The organism is Mesorhizobium sp. B1-1-5 (assembly GCF_006443065.1).
Taxonomy (GTDB): Bacteria; Pseudomonadota; Alphaproteobacteria; order Rhizobiales; family Rhizobiaceae; genus Mesorhizobium.
In genome coordinates this window covers 16120-41156 of sequence record NZ_VFWS01000019.1, presented here as the reverse complement: position 1 = coordinate 41156, position 25037 = coordinate 16120, and the positions used below count along the sequence as shown (strand labels likewise).

Below are 25037 nucleotides of genomic sequence, written 5' to 3'. Positions count from 1 at the left end.
ATGGCACAACCCTATGTTGGCGAAATCCGCATGTTTGCCGGCAATTTCGCGCCGGCCGGCTGGATGTTCTGCGAAGGACAGCTTCTGCCGATCTCCGAGAACGAAACGTTGTTCAACCTGATCGGCACGACCTATGGCGGCGATGGTCAGAGCACATTCGCACTGCCCGACCTGCGCGGCCGCCTGCCGCTCCATCAGGGCAACGGCTTCATCCTTGCCGAGACCGGAGGCGCCGAGCAGATCACGCTGACGATCCAGCAGATTCCGGCGCACTCGCATGCCATGCTGGCATCGACGCAGACCGGAACAGGTAACAATCCGGGAGGCAACGTTCTGGATCAGGTTACCGGGACGATCGCTATGTATATCGACGGGCAAGCGCCCGATGGCCCCATGGCCGCGACCATGATGTCGGCAGTCGGCGGCAACCAGCCGCACGATAATTTCCAGCCGTATCTGTGCGTCAACTTCATCATCTCGCTGTTCGGCATCTTCCCGTCGCAGACCTGAGAGGACCGTCATGGCCGATCCATTCGTCGCCGAAATTCGCATCTTCCCCTTCAATTTCGCGCCCAAGGGGTGGGCATGGTGCGACGGGCAATTGTTGCCGCTGTCGCAGAACACCGCGCTGTTCTCGCTGCTCGGCACCACCTATGGCGGCAACGGCAAGTCCAATTTCGCCCTGCCCGATCTGCAGGGTCGCTCGCCGATGCATCCAGGCCAGGGCCCGGGGCTCTCACTGCATGATCTCGGTGAGACCGGGGGCTCAGGGACAGTATCGCTGCTTGAAAGCGAGATGCCGCTCCACGCGCACGGTGTGATGGTCGGAACCCAGGATGTGGCCGACGTTCAGGTTCCCTCCCCATCGCGAATCCTCGGCAAATCCAAGGACGTCTTCGCCTATGTTCCAGGCACGCCAATACCTGCGCTGACGCCGATGAGCGATAGCATGCTCGCGCCAGCCGGCGGCGACCAGCCTCACAACAATCTGCAGCCCTATCTAACCTGCTATTTCTGCATCGCGCTGCAAGGCGTTTTCCCGCCGAGAACCTGAATTCCGAGCCAACAGGTCAGGACCGATACGATGGCCAAGAAAGCAGAATCGAAAACGAAAGCGGCGGCCCCGAAGGCAGAGAAGCCGCCAACGCCAAGGGCGGCTTCCAAGGTCCGGCAGCCGGCGCGCGCGCGGCAACCCGGCGTTCCGCCGGCCTATCAGCACATGCCCGCCGGCGCGTCCTTCTTCGAACTGTCGCGGCTCATGGTCGTCGGCATCGATTCCGCGGCCGGACGGCTCATCCATAAGGCGCAGACTTCGCCAAACGGCCCGTGGGCGCAGGACTGGTCTCCCATTGCGCCAGGCGTCTTCGTGATCATGACGGCGGGCCTGACCAAGGATGGCCGCGTCGCGATCGCCGCACAGCAGGCGGGAAGCCCCAATCTCTTCTTCATCGCCGAAGATCCAAATCAGGTCGGCCCGATCGAGAAATGGAACCCGCCGGTCAACATCGGCGCGCCGCCCGGCGCGGTTCTCTACCAAAAGCTGTCGATGGCGCGCGACGCCGACGGCCGCGTCGAGATATTCGCGACCGACAATCTCGGCCGCATCTGGTGGATCTACCAGAACCCGGACGTCATCGTTCAGGTGCAGAAGACCATCACGCCGCCCGGCACCTCAACGCCGATCGTCATCACCGCCGACGAGCTCAGGCCGCCCGCCCGGCCATGGAGCGCCTGGCAGCAGATTCCGGGCGAGCTGGTGGCGATCACCGCGCTGCGCCAGGCCGACGGCCGTATAGCGCTGTTCGGCATCAATTCCGGCCTGCAACTCTACCGCTGCCAGCAAGCCAAGGCCCAGGCGTTGACGCCGGCCGACTGGACGCAATGGGTGGAGATCGACAACGGATACAGGTTCACGGAAATGGCGCCGATCGTCGGTCCGCTTGGCGCAACCAATCTCTTTGCCATGACGCAGCCAGGCCAGGTTCTGCACACCAAGCAACAGCCGGCGGGCTCCGACACCTGGACGGTTTGGGCGTCCCCCGGCTACAGCAGGGTTCCCAAATCCACGCTATGCGCCGGCATCCAGGGCGATGGCGACATCATGCTGGCCGCGTCCGACCAGCAGCATGTCCATTCCTTCAACGCCCAGTATGACGCCGCCACCCAGAACTGGTCGGGATGGCGTGATTTCAGCCTGTCCAACGCCAACACGCGCCTGTCGCTCGACTACAATGCCGACGGCCGCCTCGCCTTGTTCTCGATGATGATCACTGGCGATGGCTCGAATGGTCTGTGGACCCTCAACCAGATGGCCATGGACAGCTCCGAATGGGAGTGGGACTGGACAGCGCTTGCCACCGGCAATCTCAAGCAGATCGCCGTGGTGCGTGACCTGACACCGCCGGTCTGAGGCAGCCGGTCAAGAATGATAGCCGGCAAGAATTACGGGGGCGCGCTCGGGCTGACGACGCAGCCAGAGACGGACGCGGACGTCCCGTTCCTCGGCGCGCTCTATGCCTCGACGCGAATGGAAGAACTGGCGGTGACCTCCTGGAGCGAGCCGCAGAAGCATGCATTCCTCGACATGCAATTCCAGGCACAGCGCGCGCATTACCGGCGCTATTATCCCGACGCCGATTGGTTCGTGATCGAGTACGGCAGCGAGCGGATCGGCCGCCTTTATCTCGAGCGCTGGCCGAGCCAACACCGCATCATCGACATTGCTTTCCTGCCCGAGCATTGCGGCAAGGGCTTCGGCACGGCGCTGCTCAACGACCTGATCGACGAGGCTGCCGCCGTCGGCAAGGCGGTGTCGATCCATGTCGAGAAGAACAATCCGGCGCGCCGCCTCTATCTGCGGCTGGGCTTCGCTGTGAGCGAAGACAAGGGCGTTTACGACCTGATGGCGCGGCCGGCCGCGTTGTCAGGCAAGGGCGGCGATGGCGCTCAGTTGAAGACGGCCTCGTAAGTATAGCCCGTCGCATCCTGGGATACCGGCACGATGAAGATGTCATGCGCATGCTCGCTTCCGACGAAGCGGTAGGTCGCCTGCGGCAAAAGCATTTCGCGCGGCCCCTTGAACAGCAGCGAGAAGCCGCCGCCGTCGCGCAGGCTGTGGCCAATCCGCTTCACCGCGTTCAACTCAAGCGCGACCATCTTTCCGCTCGTCTCGACGATGAAAGTCTGTCCGACAGCCCGATCGAAATCCGTCGCCGAAATCATACTCGTCCGCCCTCGATCGCTTGCCTGGCCCGCCGATGTCATCGGCCGGCACCATGTTGTCCATAGCCTGCCGACCGGAGCAATTCCAGGAAAACTGCGCGGTGGTTGGGTTCGGCTACTTCGCCGTAGCCTTCCGTCCGGAATTGCGTTGGAAAGGAGCAGGAGCGGTTCGGCGGATTCTATCCGGCAAGAGAGCCGCTACGGCCGTTGCGCCAGCCCTTGTGCTGGCCTAAACCCGTTATGGCTGCGCTATTTCATAGCTTTCGAAGTTTCCGGGGAGAATGCGACAACATGGCTGAAACAACGACCGACAATGCGCCGGCCGCAGGTGCCCCCGGCAATGCGCTGCCATTGTTCTACGGCAAGCCCGAGGCGCTCAACCCGATCCGCCACGGCTCGCTCGGGCTGACCGCCCGCGCCGATTTCGGCTTTGCCCGCACGGCGCATGCCATTCCGGTCGTGGCGTCGGAAATGCCCGGGGCCATGCGCTCCTATCCGATCGTCTTCATCGGCCCTACCAAGGCGCCGGTAGTCATCACCGGACTGCGCCAGAACGAGAACCTGTTCGTCGACGCCGACGGCCGCTGGACCGAACCCCATTACATTCCAGCCTATGTGCGCCGCTATCCCTTCATCCTGGCGGACGAGTCAGCCACCTCCGGCCGGCTGACGCTTTGCGTCGACCGCGCCAGCGATCGTGTCGTCGATCAGCTGGCGGCGCCATTCCGCGACGACGGCGGCAAGCTCGCTTTGTTCTTCAACGGCGCCGAACCCGCCGAGGCGACCAAGCAGGCGCTCGCCTTCTGCAGCCAGTTCCAGAACGACTTCAACGCCACCCGCGCCATGGTCGAGAAAATCGACGCCCATGGGCTGTTCGCGCCGCGCCAGAGCACGGTGACGCTGGAAGGCGGCGAGGTGCTGAACCTCACCGATTTCCAGGTGATCGACGAGCAGGCGCTCAACAAGCTCGGCGACGAAGCCTTCCTCGACCTCCGCAAATCCGGCGCGCTCGCGCTGATCTACTGCCACCTCGCTTCGTCCAACAGCTGGTCGTCGCTGGTCTACCAGGCGTCGCTTCGCAAGCGGGCTTAGAAAATGGGCGGCGGCAACAAGCACGCAGCCAACGCCGTCAGACCTCGGTAAGTGAATATCCATGGCCTCTCGCGAATTCGCGAATGCCCATCAACATGCCGCGTAGCTCGGCATGACCCTCACGCCGCTCGGACGGAGCGAGGGACGAGATTGCCCATCATAAGTCAGTCAGCCAACGCCCAGCGCTGGGCGCGCTGACGTTAGCTGACACCGAACAGCTCGCAACGATCTTTGCGGGGTATTGACGCCGCAGCCAAATGCGGATTTTATGATACGTGGATACAAAAATACTTTTTGGTGCCAAGTGCCAGCATCCTTCTCCGTAGAGCCACGCCTGTCCGCCACTGCAGAGGAGGAGGCGTACAGGCATCTTCAACGGGCGCTTCGCTTCGGTCGCTACAAACCGGGTGACCGGCTAATTCCCGAAGAGATCGCGGCCGAGATCGGCATGAGCCGCATGCCGGTGCGCGAAGCCTTTCGGCGCCTGGCTTCCGACGGGCTGGTGGTTCTGCGTCCCAATCGGGGATGTGTCGTCGCCGGCCTCACGGTTGATGAGCTTTACGAGATCTTCGAGATACGTTCGGTTCTCGAAGGACTGGCCGTCAGGCTGGCAATGCCACGGATCGATGAGGAGGCGCTCGAGGAGTTCGAGAACCTGCTCGACCGCATGGAACGCGCGGGCCAGAGCGGCAGCAGCGACTGGGTGATCCGCCATCAGGAATTCCACGGCCGGATTTGTGCGCTCAGCCGGAGGCCCAAGCTCATCCACCAGGTTTCGGCACTGCATGTCGTGATAGAGCCTTACATGCGCATCTGGTTCGATGACGCCGACAAGCCGCTCTCCGCACGCGAGGAGCATGCTGCGGTGATCGCAGCCTTGCGATCGGGCGACGCTCGTCATGCGGAAGAGGTCATGCGGGATCATATTCTCGGCACAGCGCCGATGTTGGCCGAATTCGTGTCTGCGAGCCGGTGATCAACGCCGGCAGGAGAAATGGCCTCAAACCGGCAAAAGACCGGAACTGGCCAGCGGAACATCTAGATCAGCCTAAGAAAGGGGAACATATATGAAAATTCATCGACTGGCCGCCGTCGCGGCCGTATTCGGCATGCTCGGCTTTGTCCAGACCGCATTCGCGCAGGACGCGCCAAAGGCTATAACAATCGCGACCGAGGGTGCCTACGCCCCCTGGAATTTCACCAACGCAGACGGCAAGCTCGACGGTCTGGAGATCGAGCTTGCCAACGATCTTTGCGCACGGATGAAAATCAAGTGCACCATCATTGCCCAGGACTGGGACGGCCTTATACCATCATTGAAGGTCGGCAAGTTCGATGTGATCATGGCCAGCATGTTCATCACGCCGAAACGCCTCGAGACCATCGACTTCACGCAGCCTTACGCGATCGATCCGGGCGGGTTTGCAGTCGCCAAGGATAGCGAGCTCGGCAAGCTCGGTGCTTCGGCTGAAAAATTCAAACTGGATGACGAAGCCGCGTCCAAGGCCGCCATCGACAAGTTGAAGCCGCTGCTGAAAGGCAAGGTGGTCGGCGTCCAGGCGGCGACGGCCATGCTCGAATTCCTGAAGAAATACTTCGGCGACACAGTGGAAATCCGCGAATACAAGACCACCGAACAGCACGATCTCGATTTGGCGGCGGGCCGCGTCGACGCGATATTCGCTCAGAAGACAGCGCTTGCCGCGACGCTCGCAAAACCTGAATTCTCCGGCTTCACGCTTGCAGGTCCGGGCTTCGTCGGCGGCCTGTTCGGCGCCGGAACCGGCGCAGGATTGCGCAAGGAAGACACCAAGCTCAAGGAGATGATGAACGCCGCGATCAGCGCCGCGATCGCCGACGGCACCATCAAACGTATCTCGGAGAAATGGGTGAAGACGGATGTGACGCCGGTCAAGTAGGCGCTGGCTGACCCGTCCGGCGGATCGGCATCGATCGACTCCGCCGGCGGCGCGCTGAAAGCCTCGGTTCACATGATGGATGCATTGCATATTCTTTCCTTTGGCAAGGGCGGCTGGGGCGCCGCCCTGCTGCTGGCATCGGGCGTGACGCTCTCGCTGTCCGTCCTCGGCTTTCTTCTCGGCGCTGTCTTCGGCGCAGTGGCAGCAGGAGGCCGGCTCTCCTCGAAACGTCTCTCGTGCTGGCTCGCGAAAGGGTACGGGACGGTGTTTCGGGGCGTGCCCGATCTGCTGACGATCTACCTGCTGTACTACGGCGGCAGCATTGCCCTGACGCAGATCGGCAAATTCTTCGGCGGCGCCGGCTTCGTCGGACTGCCGGCATTTGCGACGGGCGTCCTGGCGATCGGCATCATTTCTGGCGCCTACCAGGCTGAGGTCTATCGCGGCGCATATCTGGCCGTCGATCACGGCCAGTTTGACGCGTGCAAGGCGCTCGGCCTATCCCGCCTTCAATCCCTGCGCCTCGTCATCGGGCCGCAGCTGATGCGCCACGCCCTGCCGGGGCTCGGCAATGTCTGGCAGCTGGTGCTCAAGGATTCAGCTTTGATCTCCGTGATCGGCCTGGTCGAATTGATGCGGCAAGCCCAGATCGGTGCCGGCTCGATGCGAGAGCCTTTCGTCTTCTACGTGGCGGCCGCCACGCTCTACTTCCTCATCGCTGCCGCGACCGCTTCGGTCTTCCGCTACAGTGAGGCCCGGGCCTGGCGAGGCATGGCCCGCGCATGATCGACTTCGCGTTCTTTGTCGAGATCATTCCTACCCTACTCTCCGGCTTGCCACTGACGTTGCAGCTTGCGGGCTGGTCGATCAGCATCGGCTTCGTCTTGGCTCTGTTGTTCGCACTGGCCCAACAGGGAACCAACCGGATACTGATCTGGCCCATACGCTCCTTCGTGGCGATCTTTCGCGGCACACCGCTGCTCGTGCAGATCTTCCTCATCTACTACGGACTGGGCCAGTTTCGCCCGTCGCTCCAGGCGGCCGGGCTCTGGTGGGTGTTCCGCGAGCCCTACTGGTGCGCCGTCATCGCGCTCAGCCTCAATACCGCGGCCTATGGCAGTGAGATCCTGCGCGGAGCGATACAGGGCGTGCCGCGCGGCCTCGCCGAGGCAGCCTCCGCGTTCGGCATGTCACGACTGCTGACATTGCGTCTCGTCATTCTGCCCTTGGCGCTCCGCCAAGCCATCCCGAGCTACAGCAACGAGATCATCCTCATGATCAAAGGCACGTCGCTTGCATCGATCATCACGCTGATGGAGATCACCGGCATCGCGCAGGGGCTTATTTCGCAAACCTATCGCGCGGTCGAGGTCTTCGTGGCCGCCGGCGCGATCTATCTCACCATCAATTTCACGCTCATCTCGGCGCTGAACGCGCTGGAAAACTGGCTCACCCCCTACCGGGCGCGGGCCTGAGACGTGCCACTCGGCAATGACGAAGAGAATTAACGAAATGCGCAATTTCGAGAAGCCGACGCGATCCGTTGCCGTGTCGCGACATGCGATGGCGGCGACCTCGCATCCATCCGCCACGCTCACGGCGCTGCAGGTTATTGAAGCGGGTGGCAACGCGATGGATGCCGCCATTGCTGCCTGCGCGGTCCAATGCGTTGTGGAGCCGGGCTCGACCGGCATCGGCGGCGACTGTTTCGCGCTCTACGCGCCCAACGGCTCCGACAAGGTCATCGCCTATAACGGATCCGGGCGCACGCCGGCGGCCCTCACGGCCGACTGGTTCGACCAGCGGGGACTGACAGAGGTGCCACGTCAGTCGCCCGCATCGGTGACGATCCCGGGGGCGATCGACGCATGGACACGCCTGCACGCCGATTACGGCGATCTCCCCTTTGCCGACGTGCTTGCTCCCGCCATACGGTTTGCCGAGGGGGGTTATGCCATCACTCCGCGCGTTCACCGCGATTGGTTTCTCGAACAAAAACTTCTCGCAGCCGACGTCACGGCCGCGCGAATCTTCCTTCCCGGCGGAAGGGCGCCAAGAATCGGGGAGGTTCACCGCCAGCCGGAGCTGGCACACACGCTGAAAGGCATTGCTGCAGGGGGACGCGACGCGTTCTATGGCGGGCCGGTCGCCGAGGACATGGTGTCCTATCTAAATTCGCTGGGCGGGCTCCACACGCTGGAAGACTTCGCGAATGCGCGCGGCGAGTATGTGAGCCCGGTGACCACCGATTTTCGCGGCTACACGATCCATGAATGCCCCCCGAACGGCCAGGGCATCATCGCTCTCCTGATCCTTAACATCCTGAGCCGCTTCGACGCCAAAGGGGACCCGCAGTCGCCCGACCGGCTGCATGTCGAGATCGAGGCGACGCGCCTTGCCTATGCCGCTCGCGACGCCTGGATCGCCGATCCCGAGAAGGCGGATGTCCCCGTCGACCGCCTGCTGTCCGACGAACTGGCTGACAGACTTGCGGGAATGATCGACCTCACAAAGGCGCTGACAGATCTGCCGCCTTTCGAAACGCCTCTTCATCGCGACACGGTCTATATCTCGGTGGTCGACCGAAATCGGAATGCCGTAAGCTTCATCAACTCCATCTTTGACAGTTTCGGCAGCGGCCTTGTCTCTCCTGGCTCGGGCGTGATCCTGCACAATCGGGGTCAGAGCTTCTCGCTCAAGCCCGGCCATCCCAATCGAATCGGCCCGTCGAAACGGCCGCTTCACACGATCATCCCAGGCATGGCGACCCGCGACGGCAGGGTGGAAATGTCGTTCGGTGTGATGGGCGGCTACTATCAGGCGCTCGGCCATGCCCATCTGATCTCCAAGGTCCTCGATTACGGAATGGACCTCCAGGAGGCGATCGATCTGCCGCGCTTGATGCCGACCTCCAACGGAACGAGAGTGGAGGCAGAGCATACGTTGGACGGCTCAACAAAAGCCGAGCTCGAACGCCGAGGTTTCACCTTTACTCAAGCGGAAGATCCGATCGGCGGCGCTCAAGCGATCCGCGTCGACTGGGAGAACGGCACGCTGACCGGCGCGTCGGAACCAAGGAAAGACGGCATCGCTCTGGGGAGCTAGCGGGTGTGGCAACAACTTTCTGTTCAGCGGAAGTCGACACATCGTGATCTTCCCACCGTCGGCGGCCGGGTTGTCCTCCAGCTTCCACATCTGTGAGCGCCGACGCGCTTGAATCTGCGAGCCGCGTTGCAGCATTCAGGCGCGGCGTCTGACAATTTCTTTCTGAATATCGGACACCGCGGCTATGTCTGCCAGCCATTCGATCACGCTTCGCACAAAGCTGCGCGGGACCAAGATGTCACAAGCGTCAGGTCCGTTTCGCAACAGCAGAACCGGTACATGATGTAAGCCAGTCTGCAGCGCCCTCCCCGGACTTGCGCACGGTGAGTCCCAGTCGATCGCCACCGATCCTTTCAGAGCGTTGAAAGTCTGCGACCCGCTCAGTTTGAGCCGCATTCTTCCTTCGCTGAGCGACAGCGAGCATCCAAGAGTGGGGTCGATATTCCAGTCAACCTGCGGTCCTCCATCCGCGATCAGCCAAAACCGTCGAGGCGCAATACGAACCGCGAGCCACCCCGCGACGGCGACTGTCTCGCCGGTAGCGGCCGGTAGCGCGGCGCCCAGCTGGCGTGACAGGTCGGCTTCGCATGCCGCTTGCGTTACAGGCCAGCTCTCGATCTGGATTATCGTGCAGGCCGCGGCGCATATGGCGGAGCCGGTTTCAACCATGAAGTCGCTCCCCCTCCGGGTCCAAAAATACTGGCGAGACCACGCTCGCGCGGACGGTCTCGTTTTTCATGGTGTGAACGGCCACCACCTCGTCTCCCACGGCAACATCGCCAGCGAGCAGCGCAAGACCGACATAGCCTTCGAGCGTCGGGCTATACGTCACCGAGGTGATGCGACCGCGGCCGTGCCCCTGCCGGGCTTCGCCCTGCTTGAAGAGAATGGCGCCGCCGCTCAGGCGCGTTCCTGCCTCCAGGCATTTCAGCCCGACCAGGCGCTGCCGGTTAGGCTCGCCAAGAGCAGGACGACGGCGAAGCACGTCGCCGACGAAACCGGAGCGCTTTCCGACCATGCGGCCAAGACCGAGATCGTCGAGTGTCGTGCGGCCGTCGATCTCGGGGCCGGCGACATGACCCTTCTCGACGCGCAGCGCGCCCAGCGCCTCGACCCCGTAGGGCTTCAGCCCGAACGGCTCGCCGATCTCGATTAGCCGGCGCCAGGCGGCTTCGCCGGCGCTCGCGCCGACATAGACCTCGTAGGCCCGCTCGCCGGAATAGCTCAGCCGAATGATCCGCAGCGCCCGGCCTTCGAATTCCCCTTCAACGAAGCCCATATGCGGCAGGGCCTCGTTGGAGAGGTCGAGCGCAGGAAAGGCGGCGGCGAGAACTTGCCTGCTCCTCGATCCGGCGACCGACATCGCCGCCCATTCGTCGGTCACGGAGGCGACGGCGACGCGCAGGTCCGGCCAGGCCGTGTCGAGCAGGAATTCCAGCCACGACATCACATCGGCCGCCTTGGCGGTCGATGTGGTCATGAAGAAGCGGTGCTCGCCAAGCCTCGTCGTGGTGCCGTCGTCGAAGACGATGCCGTCGTCGCGCAGCATGACGCCGTAGCGAGCGCGGCCGACCGGCAGTTTGGCGAAGCTGTTTGCGTAGACCCGGTCGAGCAGCGTCGCGGCATCGGGGCCCTGAATGTCGATCTTGCCGAGTGTCGAGATATCCATCAGTCCGGCGGCCTCGCGCACAAAGTGCATTTCCGCGACATAGGCCTCGTTCACGTCGCGGCCGGTGCCGCGGTAGAAATAGGGCCGCATCCATAGGCCGACTTCCAGCATGTCGGCGCCATTGGCGACGTGCCATTCATGCAGCGGCGTGCGGCGGGTCGGCTTGAAGTGATGGCCGACGGCGCGTCCGGCCAGCGCGCCGATTGCCACCGGCGTATAGGGCGGCCTGAAGGTGGTCGTGCCGGTCTCGGGGATGGTTGTGCCGCGCAAGGCTGCCATCGCAGAGAGCGCCGGGAAATTACTGGTCTTGCCCTGGTCCGTCCCCATGCCGAGCGTGGTGTAGCGCTTCAGATGCTCGACCGATTCATAGCCCTCGCGGTGCGCGAGCGCGATATCGCCGATGGTGACATCCATCTGGATGTCGACGAAGGCCTTGCCGCGCGCCGCCGGAACATTGCGGAACGCGGCCGCGGACAGCTCCGCGGATTGAAGCTCGAGAGCGGCCGGCACGGGCTTCGTCTTGCCGCAAGAAACGGCCGCCTCGATGCCGGCGCGATGGCCGGTCTCGATCGCTTCCGCCGTGGTGTAACCGCCAACCACGGAACCGGCGCCGAACTGGCCGGCCGCGAAGGGGCCGGGGGCAAAGCCGTCGATGTCCTCGCGGTAGACCGGCTTGACGCCGAGTTGCGAGGCGAGATGCACCGTCGGCGACCAGCCGCCGGAAACGCAGACCAGATCGCAATCGACCTCGGTCTCCGTGCCTGTTCCGGCCAGTCTGGCCGCCTTGACCGCGCGGCCGCCGCGCAGGTCGGCAATGTGCGTGCCGGCACGAACGGCGATGCCGAGGCGCGAAGCCTCTGCCTGCAGGGCGGGCGCAAGCGTAGTCCGCAGATCCGCAACCGTGACCTGCGCTCCCGCGGCAGCGAGATCGAAGGCCGTGCGCCAGGCGCCGTCATTCGTCGTGGCGACCACTGCTTTCCTTCCGGGCAGGACAGCGAAGCGGTTGACATAGGTCCTGGCCGCCGAGGCAAGCATCACGCCCGGACGGTCGTTGTTGGAGAACACCAGCGGCCGCTCGATGGCGCCGGTGGCAAAGACGATCGCGCCGGCGCGCAGGATCGTGAATGCCTGGCGGGCCTGGCCGGCGGCCTGCGGATCGTCGCGCCGCTCGACAAGGCCAAGCACCTTGCCGTCGTAAAGGCCGACGGCGGTCGTTCGCGCCATGAGGCTGACGTTCCGGAAGCCCTTGAGTTCGGCTTCCATTGCCTGGAGCCAAGCGGCGGCCTCCGAACCGCGACGCTCGGAGAGAAGCTGCCCGCCAAGCCGAAAATCCTGCTCGATCAGCGCCACCCTCGCCCCGGCGTTCGCCGCGGCGCGCGCGGCGGATAGGCCCGCCGGCCCGCCGCCGACGATGGCGACATCGGCAAAGGCGTGGCGAACCTCGTAGCGGTCGGGATCCGGCTCCAGCCCGGCCTTGCCGAGCCCCGCCGCCTTGCGGATGAAATGCTCGTAGAACATCCAGGCACGACGGGTCGGACCCATGAAGGTCTTGTAGTAGAAGCCCGCGGACAGGAACGGCGCGAACAGGCTGTTGAGGCTCTGCACGTCGAAGGCGAGCGAAGGCCAGCGGTTCTGGCTCTCGACGACCATGCCCTCGGCGAGCTCCAGCATTGTCGCGGGCAGGTTCGGCTCGCGCCGTCCGCCGGTGCCAACCGTCACCAGCGCGTTCGGCTCCTCGGCTCCGGCCGAGAAGATGCCGCGCGGGCGGTGGTATTTGAAGCTGCGGCCGACGAGCGACACGCCGTTGGCGAGCAGCGCCGAGGCGAGCGTATCGCCCTGGAAACCGGTGAGGCTGCTTCCGTCGAAGCTGAATTCGAGCGGCCGGCCGCGATCGATGCGGCCGCCCTCGGCCAGCCGGTTGGAGTTGGAATTCATTGCGATGGTTTCCTGGCAGGTGGCTTCTTCGCAGACGGGTTCCGGGCGAGAGCGACCGAAGCGATCGAATGGTTGCGAGTATCGCGCTCCACGATCAGCCACTGCCGGCAGCCGAGGACGTGCTGCCAGTGTTCCCGGTGTGCTCCGGCCGGGTTCTTGCGGACGAAGACATAGCGGTACCAGGCCTCGAAATCCGCATCGTCATGCGCGGGGCGCATGACCGAGGCATCGCCGCCATAACGGAACTCGTCATGGTCGCGAGGGCCGCAGCAGGGACAGTCGATACGCAGCATATCTCGGCCTCCCCTATTGCAGCCAGGCGAACGGACCGACGCCGGCCTCGTCGAGCGTGCGCCCCGTGCGGAAGCGCTCGAGGCTGTATGCGGCATTCAGCGGATGCGGCTTGCCAGTCGCGATCGTGTGCGCAAAGCACCAGCCGGACGCCGGCGTCGCCTTGAAGCCGCCGTAGCACCAGCCGCCATTGAGGTAGAGCCCGTCGATCGGGGTCGGGCAGATGATCGGGCTGGCGTCGGGCGTCATGTCCATCACGCCGCCCCAGTGGCGCAGCAGCCTGACCCGCGAGATGCAGGGCATCAGCGCAATCGCCGCTTCCGCGACCTCGCGCACGACGCCGAGATTGCCGCGCTGGGCGTAGGAATTGTAGCCGTCGAGATTGCCGCCAAAGACCAGTCCGCCCTTGTCGGACTGGCTGACGTAGAAATGGTCGGCGCCGTAGGCGACGACGTGGTCGACCATCGGCTTCAGCGGCTCCGTCACGAAGGCCTGCAGCACGTGGCTTTCGATCGGCAGCTCGAGACCTGCCTTCTGGCCGAGAACCGAGCTATGCCCCGCCACGGCCAAGCCGACCTTGCCGGCGGCGATCGGGCCCTTGGCCGTCTCGACGCCGACGATCCTGTCGCCGTCGCGCAGAAAGCCCGTCACCTCGCAATTCTGGATGATGTCGACGCCGTGCCCGTCGGCGGCGCGGGCGTAGCCCCAGGCGACGGCATCGTGCCGGGCCGTGCCGGCGCGGCCCTGCATGATCGCGCCGTGGATTGGGAAGCGAGCCGTGTCGGAATAGTCCAGATAGGGCACCAGGCGCCGGACGTCGTCGCGGCTCAGGATCTCGGCATCGATGCCGTTCAGCTGCATGACGTTGGCGCGGTAGCTGAAAAAGTCGAGCTGGTCGGCCGAATGAGCGGTGACGATCTGCCCCCGCTGCGAGAACATGACGTTGAAGTTCAGCGCATGCGTCAGGCTCTCCCACAGCTTCATCGAGAATTCGTAGAACTGGGTGTTTCCGTCAAGCAGGTAGTTCGAGCGGATGACGGTGGTGTTGCGGCCGACATTGCCGCCGCCGACATAGCCTTTCTCGATCACCGCGACGTTGCGGATGCCGTGGTTCTCGGCAAGATAGAAGGCCGTCGCCAGTCCGTGCCCACCGCCGCCGACGATGACGACGTCATAGGAGCGTTTCGGTTCCGGCGCGCGCCAAGCGCGCTGCCAGTGCCTGTGCCCGGCAAGCCCGTTGGCGAGGATGGAGAGGGCCGAATAGCGGCGCATCGGAGGCTTCTTGGGTTCTATTTGGCGAAGAGGCGGCGCGGGAAATCGCAGAAGGCTTCGACGCCGATCTCGGTGATGCGGATCGATTCCGAAATTGCGATGCCCCAGTCGTCCAGCCACAGGCCCGGCATGAAATGGATCGTCATGTTCGGCTCCAGCACAGTCTGGTCGATCGAGCGCAGCGAGATGGTCCGCTCGCCCCAGTCCGGCGGGTAGCCCAGGCCGATGGAGTAGCCGCAGCGCGAATCCTTGAAGAAGCCATGCCGCTCGATGGCCTTGGTCCATGCGGCGTGCACGTCGCGCGCACCGGCGCCGGGCTTCGCCACGCCGAGCGCCGCTTCCAGCCCCTCGACGACCACGTCCACGGCCTTGCGCATATTTTCCGGCGGCTGGCCGAGATAGACCGTGCGCGTCAGCGGCACATGATAGTGGTACCTGACTCCGGCGATCTCGACCGTCGTGCCGGCCGGCGAAGCGAACAGGTCGTCGCGCCAGGTCAGATGCGGACAGGAGGTGCCGACGCCGGTCGGCATCAGCGGCGCTATCGCGGTGTAATCGCCGCCAAAGGCCTCGGTGCCACGCGTGGCGGTGGCAAGAATTTCGGCGGCGGCATCACACTGGCGGACACCGGGGCCGATCACCTCGATCGCCCGCGCCATCGTCTTTTCGGCGATGCGGGCCGCCTGCTGCATCAGTTCGATCTCGGCGCCCGACTTCACCGCGCGGACCCAGTTGACCAGCGCGCCGGCGTCGACGAAGCGAGCGTTGGGCAGTTCCGCCTTCAAAATGTCGAGCGACTTCGCGGTGAAGTAGAAGGAGTCCGCCTCGACGCCGATCCTGGCGCGATCGAGGCCGCGCTCGCTGATCACGCGCGCCACAGCCTGCAGCGGGTGCTTCGCCTCGGACTGCACATGATCGTCGGAATAGCCGACGATGTTTTCCTCCGGCAGGATGGTCGTGAGCCGCGCACCGTTGACGTCCTGGCCGCGTCCGATCCACACCGGATGCGCTGCGTCCTGCGCGACGAGCACGCCCTGATGGACATAGAAGGACCAGCCGTCATAGCCGGTGAGATAGTTGAGGTTGGCGGGCTCCGAGACATAGATCGCGTCGAGCCCGGCTTCAGCCATGGGCGCCTTGGTCTTCGCCAGCCTGGCGGCGAATTCCTCCTTGTCGAACGGTGTGTTGTTCTTGCCGAACTGCATCGCCGATGTCCTCAGCGCACGGTCACGCCCGAGGGCGTCCTGGTCAGCACCTCGGCGCCCGAGGGACCCAGAAGCACCGCGTTGGACATGAAGAAATCGCCGCGGCCGGTGCCCATCAGCCAGGAGAGCACATGGAAGCTCATGCCGGTCTTGAGCACGATGTCGCTGTCGCGGCGCAGCCCCGTCACCTTGTTGCCGCCGGTCCAGCTCGGCGGCAGGCCGATGCCGACCACATAGCCGCAATGATGGCGGCGGTAGTGCGAGAGGCCGGCGCGGTCGACCACGCCCTGCCAGGCCGCATAGACGTCGCGGAACAGGACGCCCTCGCGCATCGCGCCGACGACCGCCGCAAAGGCGTCGGCCGTGAGCGCTGCCATCTCGTAGGTCTCCTTCGAGGCGTGGCCGAGATGGATAAGGCGGCCGAGAGGCGCGTGGTAGCGGGCGACGCAGCCGGTCAGTTCGAGGAAGACCGCATCGCCCGCACCGAACCGGTCGCTCGTCCAGGTCGTATGCTCCTCGCCGAGCCGCCGGGTGGAACGGATGAACGGACCGAAGCCGGGAAACGTGCCGCCGGCCTCGATCATCGCGCGCTCGGCTTCCGCCGCGACATGGCGCTCGCTCGCCCCCTCCCCGATCGCTTCGATCGCAGCCTGCGCGCCGGCGTCGGATACCTTGGCGGTCGCGCGCATCAAGGCCTGCTCTGCCGGGCTCTTGACCATGCGGATGTCGTCGATGATGCCGGATGCGTCGACCCAGCACGCGGCGCTCAGGCGTTCCTTCAGCGCCTCGGCAAGCCCGTGCGGCAGGCCGAACGACCAGGACTCGATACCGACGGCGCCGAGCCTGCCGAGAAGCACGCGTCCTGAAAGGTCGGCGACCGTCTCGCCGTCATGGTGCCCTTCGAAGCGCGCGTTCCTGACCTGGTTGGCAATGGTGACCTTTTCCATGGCGCGCGTCAGCAGGATCATCTCGCCATCGGCCGGAACGACCAGGATATGCGGCGCGAAATAGCCCCAGTGATCGAGACCCGTCAGATAGAAGATGTTCTCCGGCGCGGAGACGAGAAGCGTGTCGATGCCCCGCCCGGCCATGGCATGCCGGACGGCGTCGCGGCGCCGGTCGAATTCCTCGCTCTCGAAATAGGGCGCGACCGCTTCGCCGTTGCTTTTGTCCAGCATAACTCCCCCTCCGGAGCCGTTGCTCCGCAGCTTCATTTTTGCTCGCCTTCGGTGAGGCATGTTGTGTACAACTTCCGCCAATATCGGCCTCAGCTTTCGACGATGTCAAGGATTTTTCATTTTTCGAAGGCCATGGATGTGCACATCTATTGAAACGCAGCGAAAAATCTGCAACCATACGTTCAAGCTGCTCAATGCCGAAAAAAGGGGTCGGGTTAGGCGGCGGTTTCGCAAAAATGGGAGCAAGATGATGACGATCAGAATTTCGCGCCGCACCGCGCTTGGACTCGGCGCGGGGCTTGTCCTGTTGTCCAGCACCGCAGCAGCGCTGGCCGAGACGACGCTGGAGCGCGCCAAGAAGGACGGCTATATCCGGGTCGGCTTCGCCAACGAGGCGCCGTTCGGATACGCCACGCCCGACGGCAAGCTGACCGGCGAGGCGCCGGAAGTCGCCAAGGCGGTACTGGCCAAGATGGGCATCAAGCAGGTCGACGGCGTGCTGACCGAGTTCGGCTCGCTCATCCCGGGTCTCAAGGCCGGGCGCTTCGATATCATCGCCGCCGGCATGTTCATCAATCCCAAGCGTTGCGCCGAGATCAACTTCTCCGAGCCGTCCTACGGCATCGGCGCGGCGATGCTCGTGCAGAAGGGCAATCCGAAGCAGGTTAAGGACTTTTCGACTTTCAAGGACAATTCCAGCCTCAAGCTCGCGGTCATGGCCGGAGCCGTCGAAGGGGCGGAAGCCAAGGATGCCGGCGTCTCTCAAGGCCAGCTCGTGGTCCTGCCGGACCAGTCGAGCCTGGTTGCCGCGGTTCAGTCGGGTCGCGCCGACGCCGCTGCGCTGACGGCGCTGTCGATCGCCGAGATGGCCAAGAAGGCCGACGGTGTCGAGTCCACCAAGCCCTTCGGTGAGGTGAACGGAAAGTCGGTGAAAGGTCATGGCGGTTTCGGATTCAGGAAGGAAGATACCGACCTGCAGAAGGCCTTCAACGCCGAGCTGAAGAAATTCATCGGCTCGCCCGAGCACGTCGCCCTTGTCGAGCCGTTCGGCTTCGGCAAGGACTATCTGCCGAACAAGACCACCGCCGAGCTCTGCGCCGGCAAGTAAAAGTCCCAACTCCGGGCGGCGCTTCGGCGCCGCCTTTTTTCTTCGGAGAGGCAGATGGGCATCCGGACGCTTGTTGGCATGCTGGTTGCCGCATTGGCGGTGATCGGCCTGCTCGCCACGCAGACCTCCTACAGCCTGTTCCTGCCGGGACTGCTGCAGGGAGCGCTGCTGACCATTGAAATCGCCGTGCTGGGGAGCGTGCTGGCCGTGGTGATGGGCGTCTTGGCGGCGCTTGCCCGCCTCTACGGGGCGGCACCGCTGCGCTGGCTGGCGACGGTCTATGTCGAGATCTTTCGCGGCACCTCCGCGCTGGTGCAACTCTTCTGGCTGTTTTTCGTGTTGCCGCAATTCGGCTTGCTGATGGATGCCTTTACGGTGGCCGTGCTGGCGCTGGGCCTCAATGTCGGCGCCTACGGATCGGAAGTAGTGCGCGGAGCGATCCTAGCGGTAGCGCCCGGCCAGTGGGAAGCCTCGATCGCCCTCAACATGAGCCGCGCCCAGATGCTGCGCAGGATCATCCTGCCGCAGGCTTTCGTCGCCATGATCCCGCCTTGGGGCAACCTGTTCATCGAGCTCCTGAAATCGACGGCGCTGGTGTCGCTCATCACGCTGACGGACCTCGCCTTCAAGGCGCAGCAGATGAACCAGAGCACGCTGAAAACCGTCCCGATCTTCACTCTGGTGCTTCTGATCTATCTCGTCATGTCGCTCGCGATCACGATCGGCATGCGGTTTCTCGAGCAGCGGGCGTCCGCCGGGCTCTCGCGAGGGAGGGCCGCCTGATGTGGGATTGGTCCTTCGCGCTCGAAATCCTGCCGACGCTGGCAAGTGCTGCGATCATCACCATCGAGGCGACGCTGATCGGCTTCGTCATCGCGGCCCTGCTCGGTCTGGCGCTCGCCCTGGTGCGCATCGCCATACCGTGGACGGCCTGGCCGATATCGGTGCTGGTCGAGCTGATCCGCTCGACGCCGCTGCTCATCCAGATCTTCTTCCTCTACTTCGTGTTTCCCAAATTCGGCGTGGTGCTGGACGCCTTCACCGCCGGCGTGATCGCGATCGGACTTCATTATGCGGCCTACTGCTCGGAAGTGTACCGCGCCGGGTTCGACAACATCCCGCGCGGCCAATGGGAGGCGTCGATCGCGCTCAACCTGCCGCAATGGGCGACCTTTCGCGATATCATCATCCCGCAGGTCATTCCGCCGATCGTTCCGGCGCTCGGCAACTACCTGGTCGCGCTGTTCAAGGAGACGCCGCTGCTGTCGGCCATTGCCGTTCTCGAACTGATGCAGACGGCCAAGATCATCGGCTCCGACACCTTCCGCTACACCGAGCCGATGACGCTCGTCGGCCTGTTCTTCCTGGTGATGAGCCTGGTCTCGGCCGCGCTCATCCGTATTCTGGAACGCCTGCTCAACCGGAGGACTCCACGATGACGGACCAGCCCATGGTGCGCTTCGACAATGTGTCGAAACGTTATGGCGCGCTGACGGTTCTCGACGGGCTCAGCCTCGACATTGCGCGCGGCGAAAAGGTGTCGATCATCGGACCTTCCGGCTCCGGCAAGACGACGGTACTGCGCATGCTGATGACGCTGGAGACGATCAATGACGGCGTCATCTGGGTCGAAGGCGAGCCGCTCACGCATATGGACAAGGGCGGCAAGCTGGTTCCCGCCAATCTCGCCCATATCAGGCGGGTACGGGCCAAGATCGGCATGGTGTTCCAATCGTTCAACCTGTTCCCGCATATGAGCGCGATGGCCAATTGCATCGAGGCGCCGATGACTGTGCTCGGCATGAAACGCGCCGACGCCGAGGCGCGCGCGGCCGAGTTGCTCGACATGGTCGGCCTGTCGCAGAAGAAGGCTCACTATCCCTCGCAGCTCTCCGGCGGACAGCAGCAGCGCGTCGCGATCGCGCGGGCGCTCGCCATGCGGCCAAAGATCATGCTGTTCGACGAGGTGACATCGGCGCTCGACCCCGAGCTTGTCGGCGAAGTGCTGCAGGTGATAAGGCAAATCGGGCGGGAGCATGACCTCACAATGCTGATGGTCACCCATCAGATGGGTTTCGCGAAGGAATTCTCCGACCGGGTCTGCTTCTTCTACCAAGGGAAGATCTGCGAGCAGGGACCTCCAAGCGAGCTGTTTGGCGCGCCGAAGAACGAACGGACGCGGCAATTCCTGCGCGCGGTGCTGGAGGCGGGATGACCCGCAACGACGATGCGGCGATAGAGCGGGCCACGATCGGTCCAACGCGACCGCCTTCGGCGCGGGAGAGATCGGAACGCATCTACAGGATTCTGCGCGACCGTATCTGCCTGCTCGACTATCCCCCTGGGAACCATCTGTCGGAAGAAGAGCTCGCTCAAGAGTTCGAAGTCAGCCGGACTCCGGTCCGGCGGGTCCTTGCGCGTCTGGAATCGGAAGGCCTGGTCCAGTCGGTCCATGGTGTCGGCACGATCGTCACCGACGTCGACATCGAGGAATTGGAGCAGGTCTACCATTTGCGCATGGAGCTGGCGGAATTGATCGGCAAATTGTCGCCAATTCCGCGGACCGGTGCCGATCTCGACCGCATACGCGCGCTGATGGAGCGCTGCGACGCCCACATCCTCCATCCGGACCAGCGCGCTTTCCTGCGGCTCAACATGGATTTCTTCTATGAGCTGAGCGCGATGACCGGAAACCAGCCGCTGCGCGACATCAGCGAGCGGCTCTATTTCCAGGTCGCACGGGTCGTCTTGAAAATGATGCCGCGGCTTGGCCTGGCCGAGGAGTTCGCCGCGTTCCGCCGGGAAATCGCGGAGGTGCTCGCGGCAGCCGAGATCGGCGACTGGGCTTCGATCGGACACATCAGGCGGGCGCATATCTCGATGAGCTTTCGGCGGATGATGTTTCACCGAAGCGACAAAGGGGGAACTTTGCGTAAAGACGATTCGATCAAGTCAGCGCGGTCTTCGACTTCAGGTCTGGCGTGACGATGCTCTCAAAAGCAGATGGTTCAGCGATTGAGCACGATGTAGATAGATAGAATATCAGCTTCATTGCCGAGGTTTTCTATGAGCGAGCAAAATCGATGTTCCTGGCGGGAGCGCATGACGATCCTCGGCGATGTCGAAGTGGCATCCTTTCTTCCGTGGATCGAGCGTCATGCCGCCAAGCTCGGGCTCGCGCATGCGATATGCGTTGCCGGTCCCGACCGCATTGAACTCGACATTGCCGGTCCGGCCGAACTCATCGACATGATGGAGATGGGGTGCTCTCTTGGACCAATCGATGTCTGGGTCGAGACCATCCGCCGGGCGCCGATCGAGTGCGAATCGGGCTAGGTTTCTGGGCCTGCGGCCCTCTGCCTGCCGAAGCGTCATGCACCTTTTTTAGGCATTATTGCCAGTGAGGAAATGTTGTGCAAACGTAACCCGGCGTATTAGCATATCCTTGACCGCGAAGCTTCGATGGGAAGATACTGGTGCCGTTTTGAAAGTTGATGCATGCCGCCCTATCCCACCGGCTCATGGATGCCTGTTGCCCTCTCCGCAGACTTGCCGGCGGGAACCGTTATGCCGGCGCAATCCCCGGCCGGTCCGGTTGCCCTTTGGCGAACCCGCTCCGGCCGTGCGGCGGCCTTCGCGGACAGATGCCCCCATCGCGGCATGCGCCTTTCCCACGGCTTCGTACGCGGTGAGACCCTGGCCTGCATCTATCACGGCTGGAGCTACGCCAAGGCGGGAAACTGCCAGCGCATTCCGGCCCAACCGGCATTGACGCCGCCGGACACAATTCGTGTCGCGACACAGCACGTCGAGGATGGCGGCGGCATCATATGGATTTCGGTTGGCGAACCCGCCGCCGGGCCGCCGCGGTTCGAGGGCCTTGCGCCGCTCCGCTCCATGGTGGTGGAAGCGGGCATCGTGGCGCTGGAGGCGGCAGCGGGCACGAAAGCCGCTGGAGGCCTGCTCGACTACACCCATGATGACCGGACTGTCTGGCTGCTGCTTGCTCCCGATGGGCAGGCGCGCACACTGATGCATGTTTTGGTGGGCGAGGACAGCAATCCGGACGAGCGTATCGCCGCGTCGAGGGCCGCCGAGGCGCTGCGGCGGGCGGCCGAGGATATTGGACGCGCCGGGACCGCCCGATGACCCGCAACGCGATGATCGACGGATGGTACCCTGTCGGCCTTGCTAGCCAGCTCGATGCGCATGGGCGCAGGACGGCCCTGATGGGCGAGCCGATCGCGGTGAGGCGCGGCGAAGACGGAACCGCGAAGGTCACGGACGGCAACGGACGTGACCTGCCGGCCTGCATCCGTTATGGCCATGTCTGGTCGTCGCTCGGTGATCCACAAAAGCCGCTGTTTGCGATCCCCGAGGCCGATCAGCCGGGCCGGCGGCTCGTCGATGTCGGGGTGGTGCGCGTGCGCTGCTCGCCATTGCGTGCGGTGGAGAACTTCCTGGACATCGCGCATTTTCCTTTCGTGCACACCGACATACTGGGGGCCGAGCCGCATACGGAGGTGCAGAACTACAAGGTCGAGATCCGAGAGGACGAAGACGAGGTCTGGGCCACTCAGGTGAAGTTCTACCAGCCGCAGGCCGCCAAGTCGGCGGAAGGTGGCATCACCACGGAATACATGTACCGCGTGCCCGCGCCGACCTGCTCGGTGCTCTACAAGACCTGCCCGCCTCGCCCGGCGGAATGGGACGTCATCACACTTTTCGTGCAGCCACTTGCCGAAGACCTGTGCGACGTCTGGCCATGGATGGCGCTGTTCGATGACGAAACACCGATGACCGACCTGATCCATTTCCAGCAGACGATCTTCGTTCAGGACCGGTCGATCCTCGAAAACCAGATTCCGACGCTGCTCCCGCTCGATCCCGGCATGGAGATCCCCACGCGCGCCGACCTTACCTCGGTTGCCTACCGGCGCTGGCTGAAACGCCACGGCTACACCTACGGCGCGCAACTGGTGGCGCAATGAAGCTCTACGACTACGTGCTGTCGCCGAGCTGCTACAAGGTGCGCCTCATGGCTGCGCTGATCGGGGTGACGCTCGACATCCGCCCTGTCGACTTCCATCCCGGTTGCGAGCATCGCGGTCCTGAGCTCATGGCGCTCAATCCGGCGGGTTCGATCCCGATCCTGGAGGATGGCGACCTCGTGCTGACCGAATCCTCGGCCATGCTGGTCTATCTCGCCGCGAAGGCGGCACCCCAATGGCTGGGCAATGATACGGCCGGGCGGGCGGCGCGCGTCCAGCAATGGCTGTCCTTCTCGCACCGGCTGACCGCGAGCCTTGGGGCGGCGCGCTTGCACGAGATGCTGCTGCGTCCGGGCAATATCGCCGCCCTTCGGGAGCAGGGAACAGCGGCCCTGCGGGAGCTGGAAGCCGGCCTCGTCGAACGGCATGTCCGCGGCCAGCGCTTCCTCGCGTCGGATCGACCGACGATCGCCGACATTGCCTGCTTTCCCTATGTTGCGCTGGCGCCGGACGGCGGCGTTTCGCTCGACCCCTATCCCGCGATCCGGCTCTGGTCACGGGCGGTCCGCAGTCTCGAGGGCTTCATCGAGATACCGGGCATCCACCGGCTGCACGAATTGACACCTGCGCCCGTCCTCGAAGTCGGCGAGGCCTGACATGGCGGGCTATTTGCTGAAGGGCTGCGCTGCGGTCATCGTGGACGAGGGCAACGGTCCGGACATCCGACGCAATGTCGATGTCTTGACCGACGGCCCGGCAATACGGGCCATCGGCGCAGGCCTCGACAAGGCAGAGCTGCCCGTTGGAACAATCACGCAGGACGCCGCTGGCTGGTTCGTCTATCCCGGCCTCGTCAACACCCATCACCACTTCTTTCAATGCTTCGTGCGCAACCGCGCCGATCTGGACTGGACGAAGCTGTCGGTCATCGAATGGCTCGACCGCATCTATCCCATTTTCTCGCGGCTGACTGAGGAATGCTTCTACCACGCATCGGTCACGGCAATGGCCGAGCTGATAAAGCACGGCTGCACGACGGCATTCGACCATCAGTATTGCTTTCCGCGGCAGGCGGGCAAGCGGCTGATCGACCGGCAGTTCCAAGCAGCCGAACTGCTCGGCATGCGCTTCCATGCCGGACGTGGCGGCAACACGCTGCCCAAATCGGAAGGCTCGACCATCCCCGACGCCATGCTGGAAACGACCGACGAATTCATCGCCGACTGCGCCCGGCTGATCGACGCCTACCATGATGCCGGTCCCTTCGGCATGCGGCAGGTCGTCGTCGCGCCTTGCCAGCCAGTCAACTGCTATCGCGACACCTTCGTGGAATCGGTGGCGCTGGCGCGCGACCGCGGGGTGCGCATGCATACCCATGTCGGCGAGGGCGAAAGCCCGGTAATCGAGGCCCGTCACGGCATGCGCACGGTGGACTATTGCGCGGACATCGGCTTCTGCGGGCCGGATACCTTCTATGCCCATTGCTGGGAACTGACCCACGACGAGCTGCGCAAGATGGCCGCGAGCGGCACCGGCGTCGCCCACTGCCCGGAACCGGTCTATCTCGTCGGCGCCGAAATCACCGACATTCCGGCGATGTCGGCCTTCGGACTCAGTGTGGGTCTGGGCTGCGACGGCGCCGCTTCAAACGACAATTCCAACCTGATGCACTGCATCCATTCCGCCTACATGCTGCAGTGCCTGTCGGCGTCGAGGCGCGACCATCCGGTGCCGCAGCCGGCCGATTTTCTCGGCTATGCGACGACCGGAGGCGCGGCATTGCTCGGGCGCAGCGACATCGGCAGGCTGGCGCCTCGCATGGCCGCCGACCTTTTCGCCATCGACACGCGGCGCATGGACTATGTCGGCACGCGGCACGATCCGCTGAGCCTGCTGGCCAAGGTGGGTATCGGCGCGCCGACCGACATGACCATGATCAACGGCCGCATCGTCTGGGCCAAAGGCGAATTCCCGGGGCTCGACGAGGCCAGGCTGTTCGCGCAAGCCGAGGCGGCGCTTGCGACGGTGGAATTTTAGAAACCAAAACAAG

27 protein-coding genes are annotated in these 25037 nt (G+C 64.0%); 20 read left to right on the top strand and 7 right to left on the bottom strand.

The features are described from left to right. From FJ980_RS09800 to FJ980_RS09785, 4 genes are read left to right on the top strand one after another with little or no spacing between them, the layout of a single operon-like run. The gene (locus FJ980_RS09800) at window positions 1-510 is read left to right on the top strand and encodes a tail fiber protein (RefSeq protein ID WP_140542700.1); all 510 of its coding nucleotides are present in this window, start codon (window positions 1-3) and stop codon (window positions 508-510) included. 10 nt (window positions 511-520) lie between these two features. Next, window positions 521-1054, top strand: a complete 534-nt coding sequence (locus FJ980_RS09795) for a tail fiber protein (protein WP_140542699.1) — start codon at window positions 521-523, stop codon at window positions 1052-1054. A 30-nt stretch (window positions 1055-1084) separates the two neighbouring features. Continuing rightward, complete coding sequence (locus FJ980_RS09790) at window positions 1085-2410, top strand: hypothetical protein (RefSeq protein WP_140542698.1); 1326 nt, start codon at window positions 1085-1087, stop codon at window positions 2408-2410. 15 nt (window positions 2411-2425) lie between these two features. Next, complete coding sequence (locus tag FJ980_RS09785) at window positions 2426-2968, top strand: GNAT family N-acetyltransferase (RefSeq protein WP_140542697.1); 543 nt, start codon at window positions 2426-2428, stop codon at window positions 2966-2968. Here FJ980_RS09785 and FJ980_RS09780 read toward each other — a convergent pair. Next, entirely contained in the window at window positions 2947-3222 is a 276-nt protein-coding gene (locus FJ980_RS09780; protein ID WP_140542696.1) for a hypothetical protein, read from the bottom strand. The two genes, FJ980_RS09785 and FJ980_RS09780, sit on opposite strands and share 22 nt — an antisense overlap. Before the next feature lie 291 nt (window positions 3223-3513). Between FJ980_RS09780 and FJ980_RS09775 the strand changes: the two genes are divergently transcribed. From FJ980_RS09775 to ggt, 6 genes are all read left to right on the top strand, one after another. Beyond that, window positions 3514-4314: a SapC family protein gene (locus FJ980_RS09775; RefSeq protein ID WP_140542695.1), complete on the top strand. Its 801-nt coding sequence runs from the start codon at window positions 3514-3516 to the stop codon at window positions 4312-4314. Window positions 4315-4618: 304 nt separating this feature from the next. Then, a complete protein-coding gene (locus FJ980_RS09770; RefSeq protein WP_210243736.1) occupies window positions 4619-5290 on the top strand; it encodes a GntR family transcriptional regulator in 672 nt (223 codons plus the stop codon). Between the two features lie 91 nt (window positions 5291-5381). Continuing rightward, window positions 5382-6233, top strand: a complete 852-nt coding sequence (locus FJ980_RS09765; RefSeq protein WP_140542693.1) for a transporter substrate-binding domain-containing protein — start codon at window positions 5382-5384, stop codon at window positions 6231-6233. Window positions 6234-6305: 72 nt separating this feature from the next. Then, a complete protein-coding gene (locus FJ980_RS09760; RefSeq protein ID WP_140542692.1) occupies window positions 6306-7019 on the top strand; it encodes an ABC transporter permease in 714 nt (237 codons plus the stop codon). After that, window positions 7016-7708, top strand: a complete 693-nt coding sequence (locus FJ980_RS09755; RefSeq protein WP_140542691.1) for an ABC transporter permease — start codon at window positions 7016-7018, stop codon at window positions 7706-7708. The genes FJ980_RS09760 and FJ980_RS09755 overlap by 4 nt, the downstream gene beginning before the upstream one ends. Before the next feature lie 37 nt (window positions 7709-7745). Further along, entirely contained in the window at window positions 7746-9338 is a 1593-nt protein-coding gene (gene ggt / locus FJ980_RS09750) for a gamma-glutamyltransferase (protein ID WP_140542690.1), read from the top strand. Between the two features lie 135 nt (window positions 9339-9473). Here ggt and FJ980_RS09745 read toward each other — a convergent pair whose 3' ends face one another. The 6 genes from FJ980_RS09745 to FJ980_RS09720 are packed head-to-tail and all read right to left on the bottom strand — an operon-like array spanning window position 9474 to window position 16888. After that, a complete protein-coding gene (locus FJ980_RS09745) occupies window positions 9474-10007 on the bottom strand; it encodes a sarcosine oxidase subunit gamma (RefSeq protein WP_140542689.1) in 534 nt (177 codons plus the stop codon). Then, window positions 10000-12942, bottom strand: a complete 2943-nt coding sequence (locus tag FJ980_RS09740) for a sarcosine oxidase subunit alpha family protein (RefSeq protein WP_140542688.1) — start codon at window positions 12940-12942, stop codon at window positions 10000-10002. Before FJ980_RS09740 ends, FJ980_RS09745 begins: the two co-directional genes overlap by 8 nt. Further along, a complete protein-coding gene (locus FJ980_RS09735; protein WP_140542687.1) occupies window positions 12939-13235 on the bottom strand; it encodes a sarcosine oxidase subunit delta in 297 nt (98 codons plus the stop codon). Before FJ980_RS09735 ends, FJ980_RS09740 begins: the two co-directional genes overlap by 4 nt. 13 nt (window positions 13236-13248) lie before the next feature. Further along, window positions 13249-14505: a sarcosine oxidase subunit beta family protein gene (locus tag FJ980_RS09730; protein ID WP_140542686.1), complete on the bottom strand. Its 1257-nt coding sequence runs from the start codon at window positions 14503-14505 to the stop codon at window positions 13249-13251. 17 nt (window positions 14506-14522) lie between these two features. After that, complete coding sequence (locus FJ980_RS09725) at window positions 14523-15710, bottom strand: M24 family metallopeptidase (RefSeq protein WP_140542685.1); 1188 nt, start codon at window positions 15708-15710, stop codon at window positions 14523-14525. 11 nt (window positions 15711-15721) lie between these two features. Next, the gene (locus tag FJ980_RS09720; RefSeq protein ID WP_140542684.1) at window positions 15722-16888 is read right to left on the bottom strand and encodes a Xaa-Pro peptidase family protein; all 1167 of its coding nucleotides are present in this window, start codon (window positions 16886-16888) and stop codon (window positions 15722-15724) included. A 247-nt stretch (window positions 16889-17135) separates the two neighbouring features. On the opposite strand from FJ980_RS09720, the gene ehuB reads away from it, so the two are divergent. The 10 genes from ehuB (at window position 17136) to FJ980_RS09670 (ending at window position 25024) form a co-directional block, all read left to right on the top strand. Next, entirely contained in the window at window positions 17136-17996 is an 861-nt protein-coding gene (gene ehuB, locus FJ980_RS09715) for an ectoine/hydroxyectoine ABC transporter substrate-binding protein EhuB (RefSeq protein WP_140542683.1), read from the top strand. A 54-nt stretch (window positions 17997-18050) separates the two neighbouring features. Next, window positions 18051-18779, top strand: coding sequence for an ectoine/hydroxyectoine ABC transporter permease subunit EhuC (ehuC, locus tag FJ980_RS09710; protein WP_140542682.1), 729 nt, complete (start codon window positions 18051-18053; stop codon window positions 18777-18779). Next, window positions 18776-19435, top strand: a complete 660-nt coding sequence (gene ehuD, locus FJ980_RS09705; RefSeq protein ID WP_140542713.1) for an ectoine/hydroxyectoine ABC transporter permease subunit EhuD — start codon at window positions 18776-18778, stop codon at window positions 19433-19435. The genes ehuC and ehuD overlap by 4 nt, the downstream gene beginning before the upstream one ends. After that, complete coding sequence (ehuA, locus tag FJ980_RS09700; protein ID WP_140542681.1) at window positions 19432-20211, top strand: ectoine/hydroxyectoine ABC transporter ATP-binding protein EhuA; 780 nt, start codon at window positions 19432-19434, stop codon at window positions 20209-20211. Before ehuD ends, ehuA begins: the two co-directional genes overlap by 4 nt. Then, window positions 20208-20981 carry a GntR family transcriptional regulator gene (locus FJ980_RS09695; RefSeq protein ID WP_140542680.1) on the top strand — a complete coding sequence of 258 codons (774 nt, stop codon included), beginning with the start codon at window positions 20208-20210 and terminating at the stop codon, window positions 20979-20981. Before ehuA ends, FJ980_RS09695 begins: the two co-directional genes overlap by 4 nt. A gap of 117 nt (window positions 20982-21098) precedes the next feature. Beyond that, complete coding sequence (locus FJ980_RS09690) at window positions 21099-21332, top strand: acylphosphatase (RefSeq protein ID WP_246676372.1); 234 nt, start codon at window positions 21099-21101, stop codon at window positions 21330-21332. Between the two features lie 162 nt (window positions 21333-21494). Further along, window positions 21495-22145 carry a Rieske 2Fe-2S domain-containing protein gene (locus FJ980_RS09685; RefSeq protein WP_140542678.1) on the top strand — a complete coding sequence of 217 codons (651 nt, stop codon included), beginning with the start codon at window positions 21495-21497 and terminating at the stop codon, window positions 22143-22145. Beyond that, the gene (locus FJ980_RS09680) at window positions 22142-22987 is read left to right on the top strand and encodes an aromatic ring-hydroxylating dioxygenase subunit alpha (protein ID WP_140542677.1); all 846 of its coding nucleotides are present in this window, start codon (window positions 22142-22144) and stop codon (window positions 22985-22987) included. Before FJ980_RS09685 ends, FJ980_RS09680 begins: the two co-directional genes overlap by 4 nt. Further along, entirely contained in the window at window positions 22984-23643 is a 660-nt protein-coding gene (locus FJ980_RS09675) for a glutathione S-transferase family protein (protein ID WP_140542676.1), read from the top strand. Before FJ980_RS09680 ends, FJ980_RS09675 begins: the two co-directional genes overlap by 4 nt. 1 nt (window position 23644) lies before the next feature. Further along, window positions 23645-25024: an amidohydrolase gene (locus FJ980_RS09670; RefSeq protein WP_140542675.1), complete on the top strand. Its 1380-nt coding sequence runs from the start codon at window positions 23645-23647 to the stop codon at window positions 25022-25024. The last annotated feature ends 13 nt before the right edge of the window (window positions 25025-25037 follow it).

Coding starts and splice junctions, on each gene's coding strand:
- FJ980_RS09800 (WP_140542700.1), top strand. CDS start 1: ATGGCACAACCCTATGTTGGCGAAATCCGCATGTTTGCCGGCAATTTC.
- FJ980_RS09795 (WP_140542699.1), top strand. CDS start 521: ATGGCCGATCCATTCGTCGCCGAAATTCGCATCTTCCCCTTCAATTTC.
- FJ980_RS09790 (WP_140542698.1), top strand. CDS start 1,085: ATGGCCAAGAAAGCAGAATCGAAAACGAAAGCGGCGGCCCCGAAGGCA.
- FJ980_RS09785 (WP_140542697.1), top strand. CDS start 2,426: ATGATAGCCGGCAAGAATTACGGGGGCGCGCTCGGGCTGACGACGCAG.
- FJ980_RS09780 (WP_140542696.1), bottom strand. CDS start 3,222: ATGATTTCGGCGACGGATTTCGATCGGGCTGTCGGACAGACTTTCATC.
- FJ980_RS09775 (WP_140542695.1), top strand. CDS start 3,514: ATGGCTGAAACAACGACCGACAATGCGCCGGCCGCAGGTGCCCCCGGC.
- FJ980_RS09765 (WP_140542693.1), top strand. CDS start 5,382: ATGAAAATTCATCGACTGGCCGCCGTCGCGGCCGTATTCGGCATGCTC.
- FJ980_RS09760 (WP_140542692.1), top strand. CDS start 6,306: ATGATGGATGCATTGCATATTCTTTCCTTTGGCAAGGGCGGCTGGGGC.
- FJ980_RS09755 (WP_140542691.1), top strand. CDS start 7,016: ATGATCGACTTCGCGTTCTTTGTCGAGATCATTCCTACCCTACTCTCC.
- ggt (WP_140542690.1), top strand. CDS start 7,746: ATGCGCAATTTCGAGAAGCCGACGCGATCCGTTGCCGTGTCGCGACAT.
- FJ980_RS09745 (WP_140542689.1), bottom strand. CDS start 10,007: ATGGTTGAAACCGGCTCCGCCATATGCGCCGCGGCCTGCACGATAATC.
- FJ980_RS09740 (WP_140542688.1), bottom strand. CDS start 12,942: ATGAATTCCAACTCCAACCGGCTGGCCGAGGGCGGCCGCATCGATCGC.
- FJ980_RS09735 (WP_140542687.1), bottom strand. CDS start 13,235: ATGCTGCGTATCGACTGTCCCTGCTGCGGCCCTCGCGACCATGACGAG.
- FJ980_RS09730 (WP_140542686.1), bottom strand. CDS start 14,505: ATGCGCCGCTATTCGGCCCTCTCCATCCTCGCCAACGGGCTTGCCGGG.
- FJ980_RS09725 (WP_140542685.1), bottom strand. CDS start 15,710: ATGCAGTTCGGCAAGAACAACACACCGTTCGACAAGGAGGAATTCGCC.
- FJ980_RS09720 (WP_140542684.1), bottom strand. CDS start 16,888: ATGCTGGACAAAAGCAACGGCGAAGCGGTCGCGCCCTATTTCGAGAGC.
- ehuB (WP_140542683.1), top strand. CDS start 17,136: ATGATGACGATCAGAATTTCGCGCCGCACCGCGCTTGGACTCGGCGCG.
- ehuC (WP_140542682.1), top strand. CDS start 18,051: ATGGGCATCCGGACGCTTGTTGGCATGCTGGTTGCCGCATTGGCGGTG.
- ehuA (WP_140542681.1), top strand. CDS start 19,432: ATGACGGACCAGCCCATGGTGCGCTTCGACAATGTGTCGAAACGTTAT.
- FJ980_RS09695 (WP_140542680.1), top strand. CDS start 20,208: ATGACCCGCAACGACGATGCGGCGATAGAGCGGGCCACGATCGGTCCA.
- FJ980_RS09690 (WP_246676372.1), top strand. CDS start 21,099: ATGACGATCCTCGGCGATGTCGAAGTGGCATCCTTTCTTCCGTGGATC.
- FJ980_RS09685 (WP_140542678.1), top strand. CDS start 21,495: ATGCCGCCCTATCCCACCGGCTCATGGATGCCTGTTGCCCTCTCCGCA.
- FJ980_RS09680 (WP_140542677.1), top strand. CDS start 22,142: ATGACCCGCAACGCGATGATCGACGGATGGTACCCTGTCGGCCTTGCT.
- FJ980_RS09675 (WP_140542676.1), top strand. CDS start 22,984: ATGAAGCTCTACGACTACGTGCTGTCGCCGAGCTGCTACAAGGTGCGC.
- FJ980_RS09670 (WP_140542675.1), top strand. CDS start 23,645: ATGGCGGGCTATTTGCTGAAGGGCTGCGCTGCGGTCATCGTGGACGAG.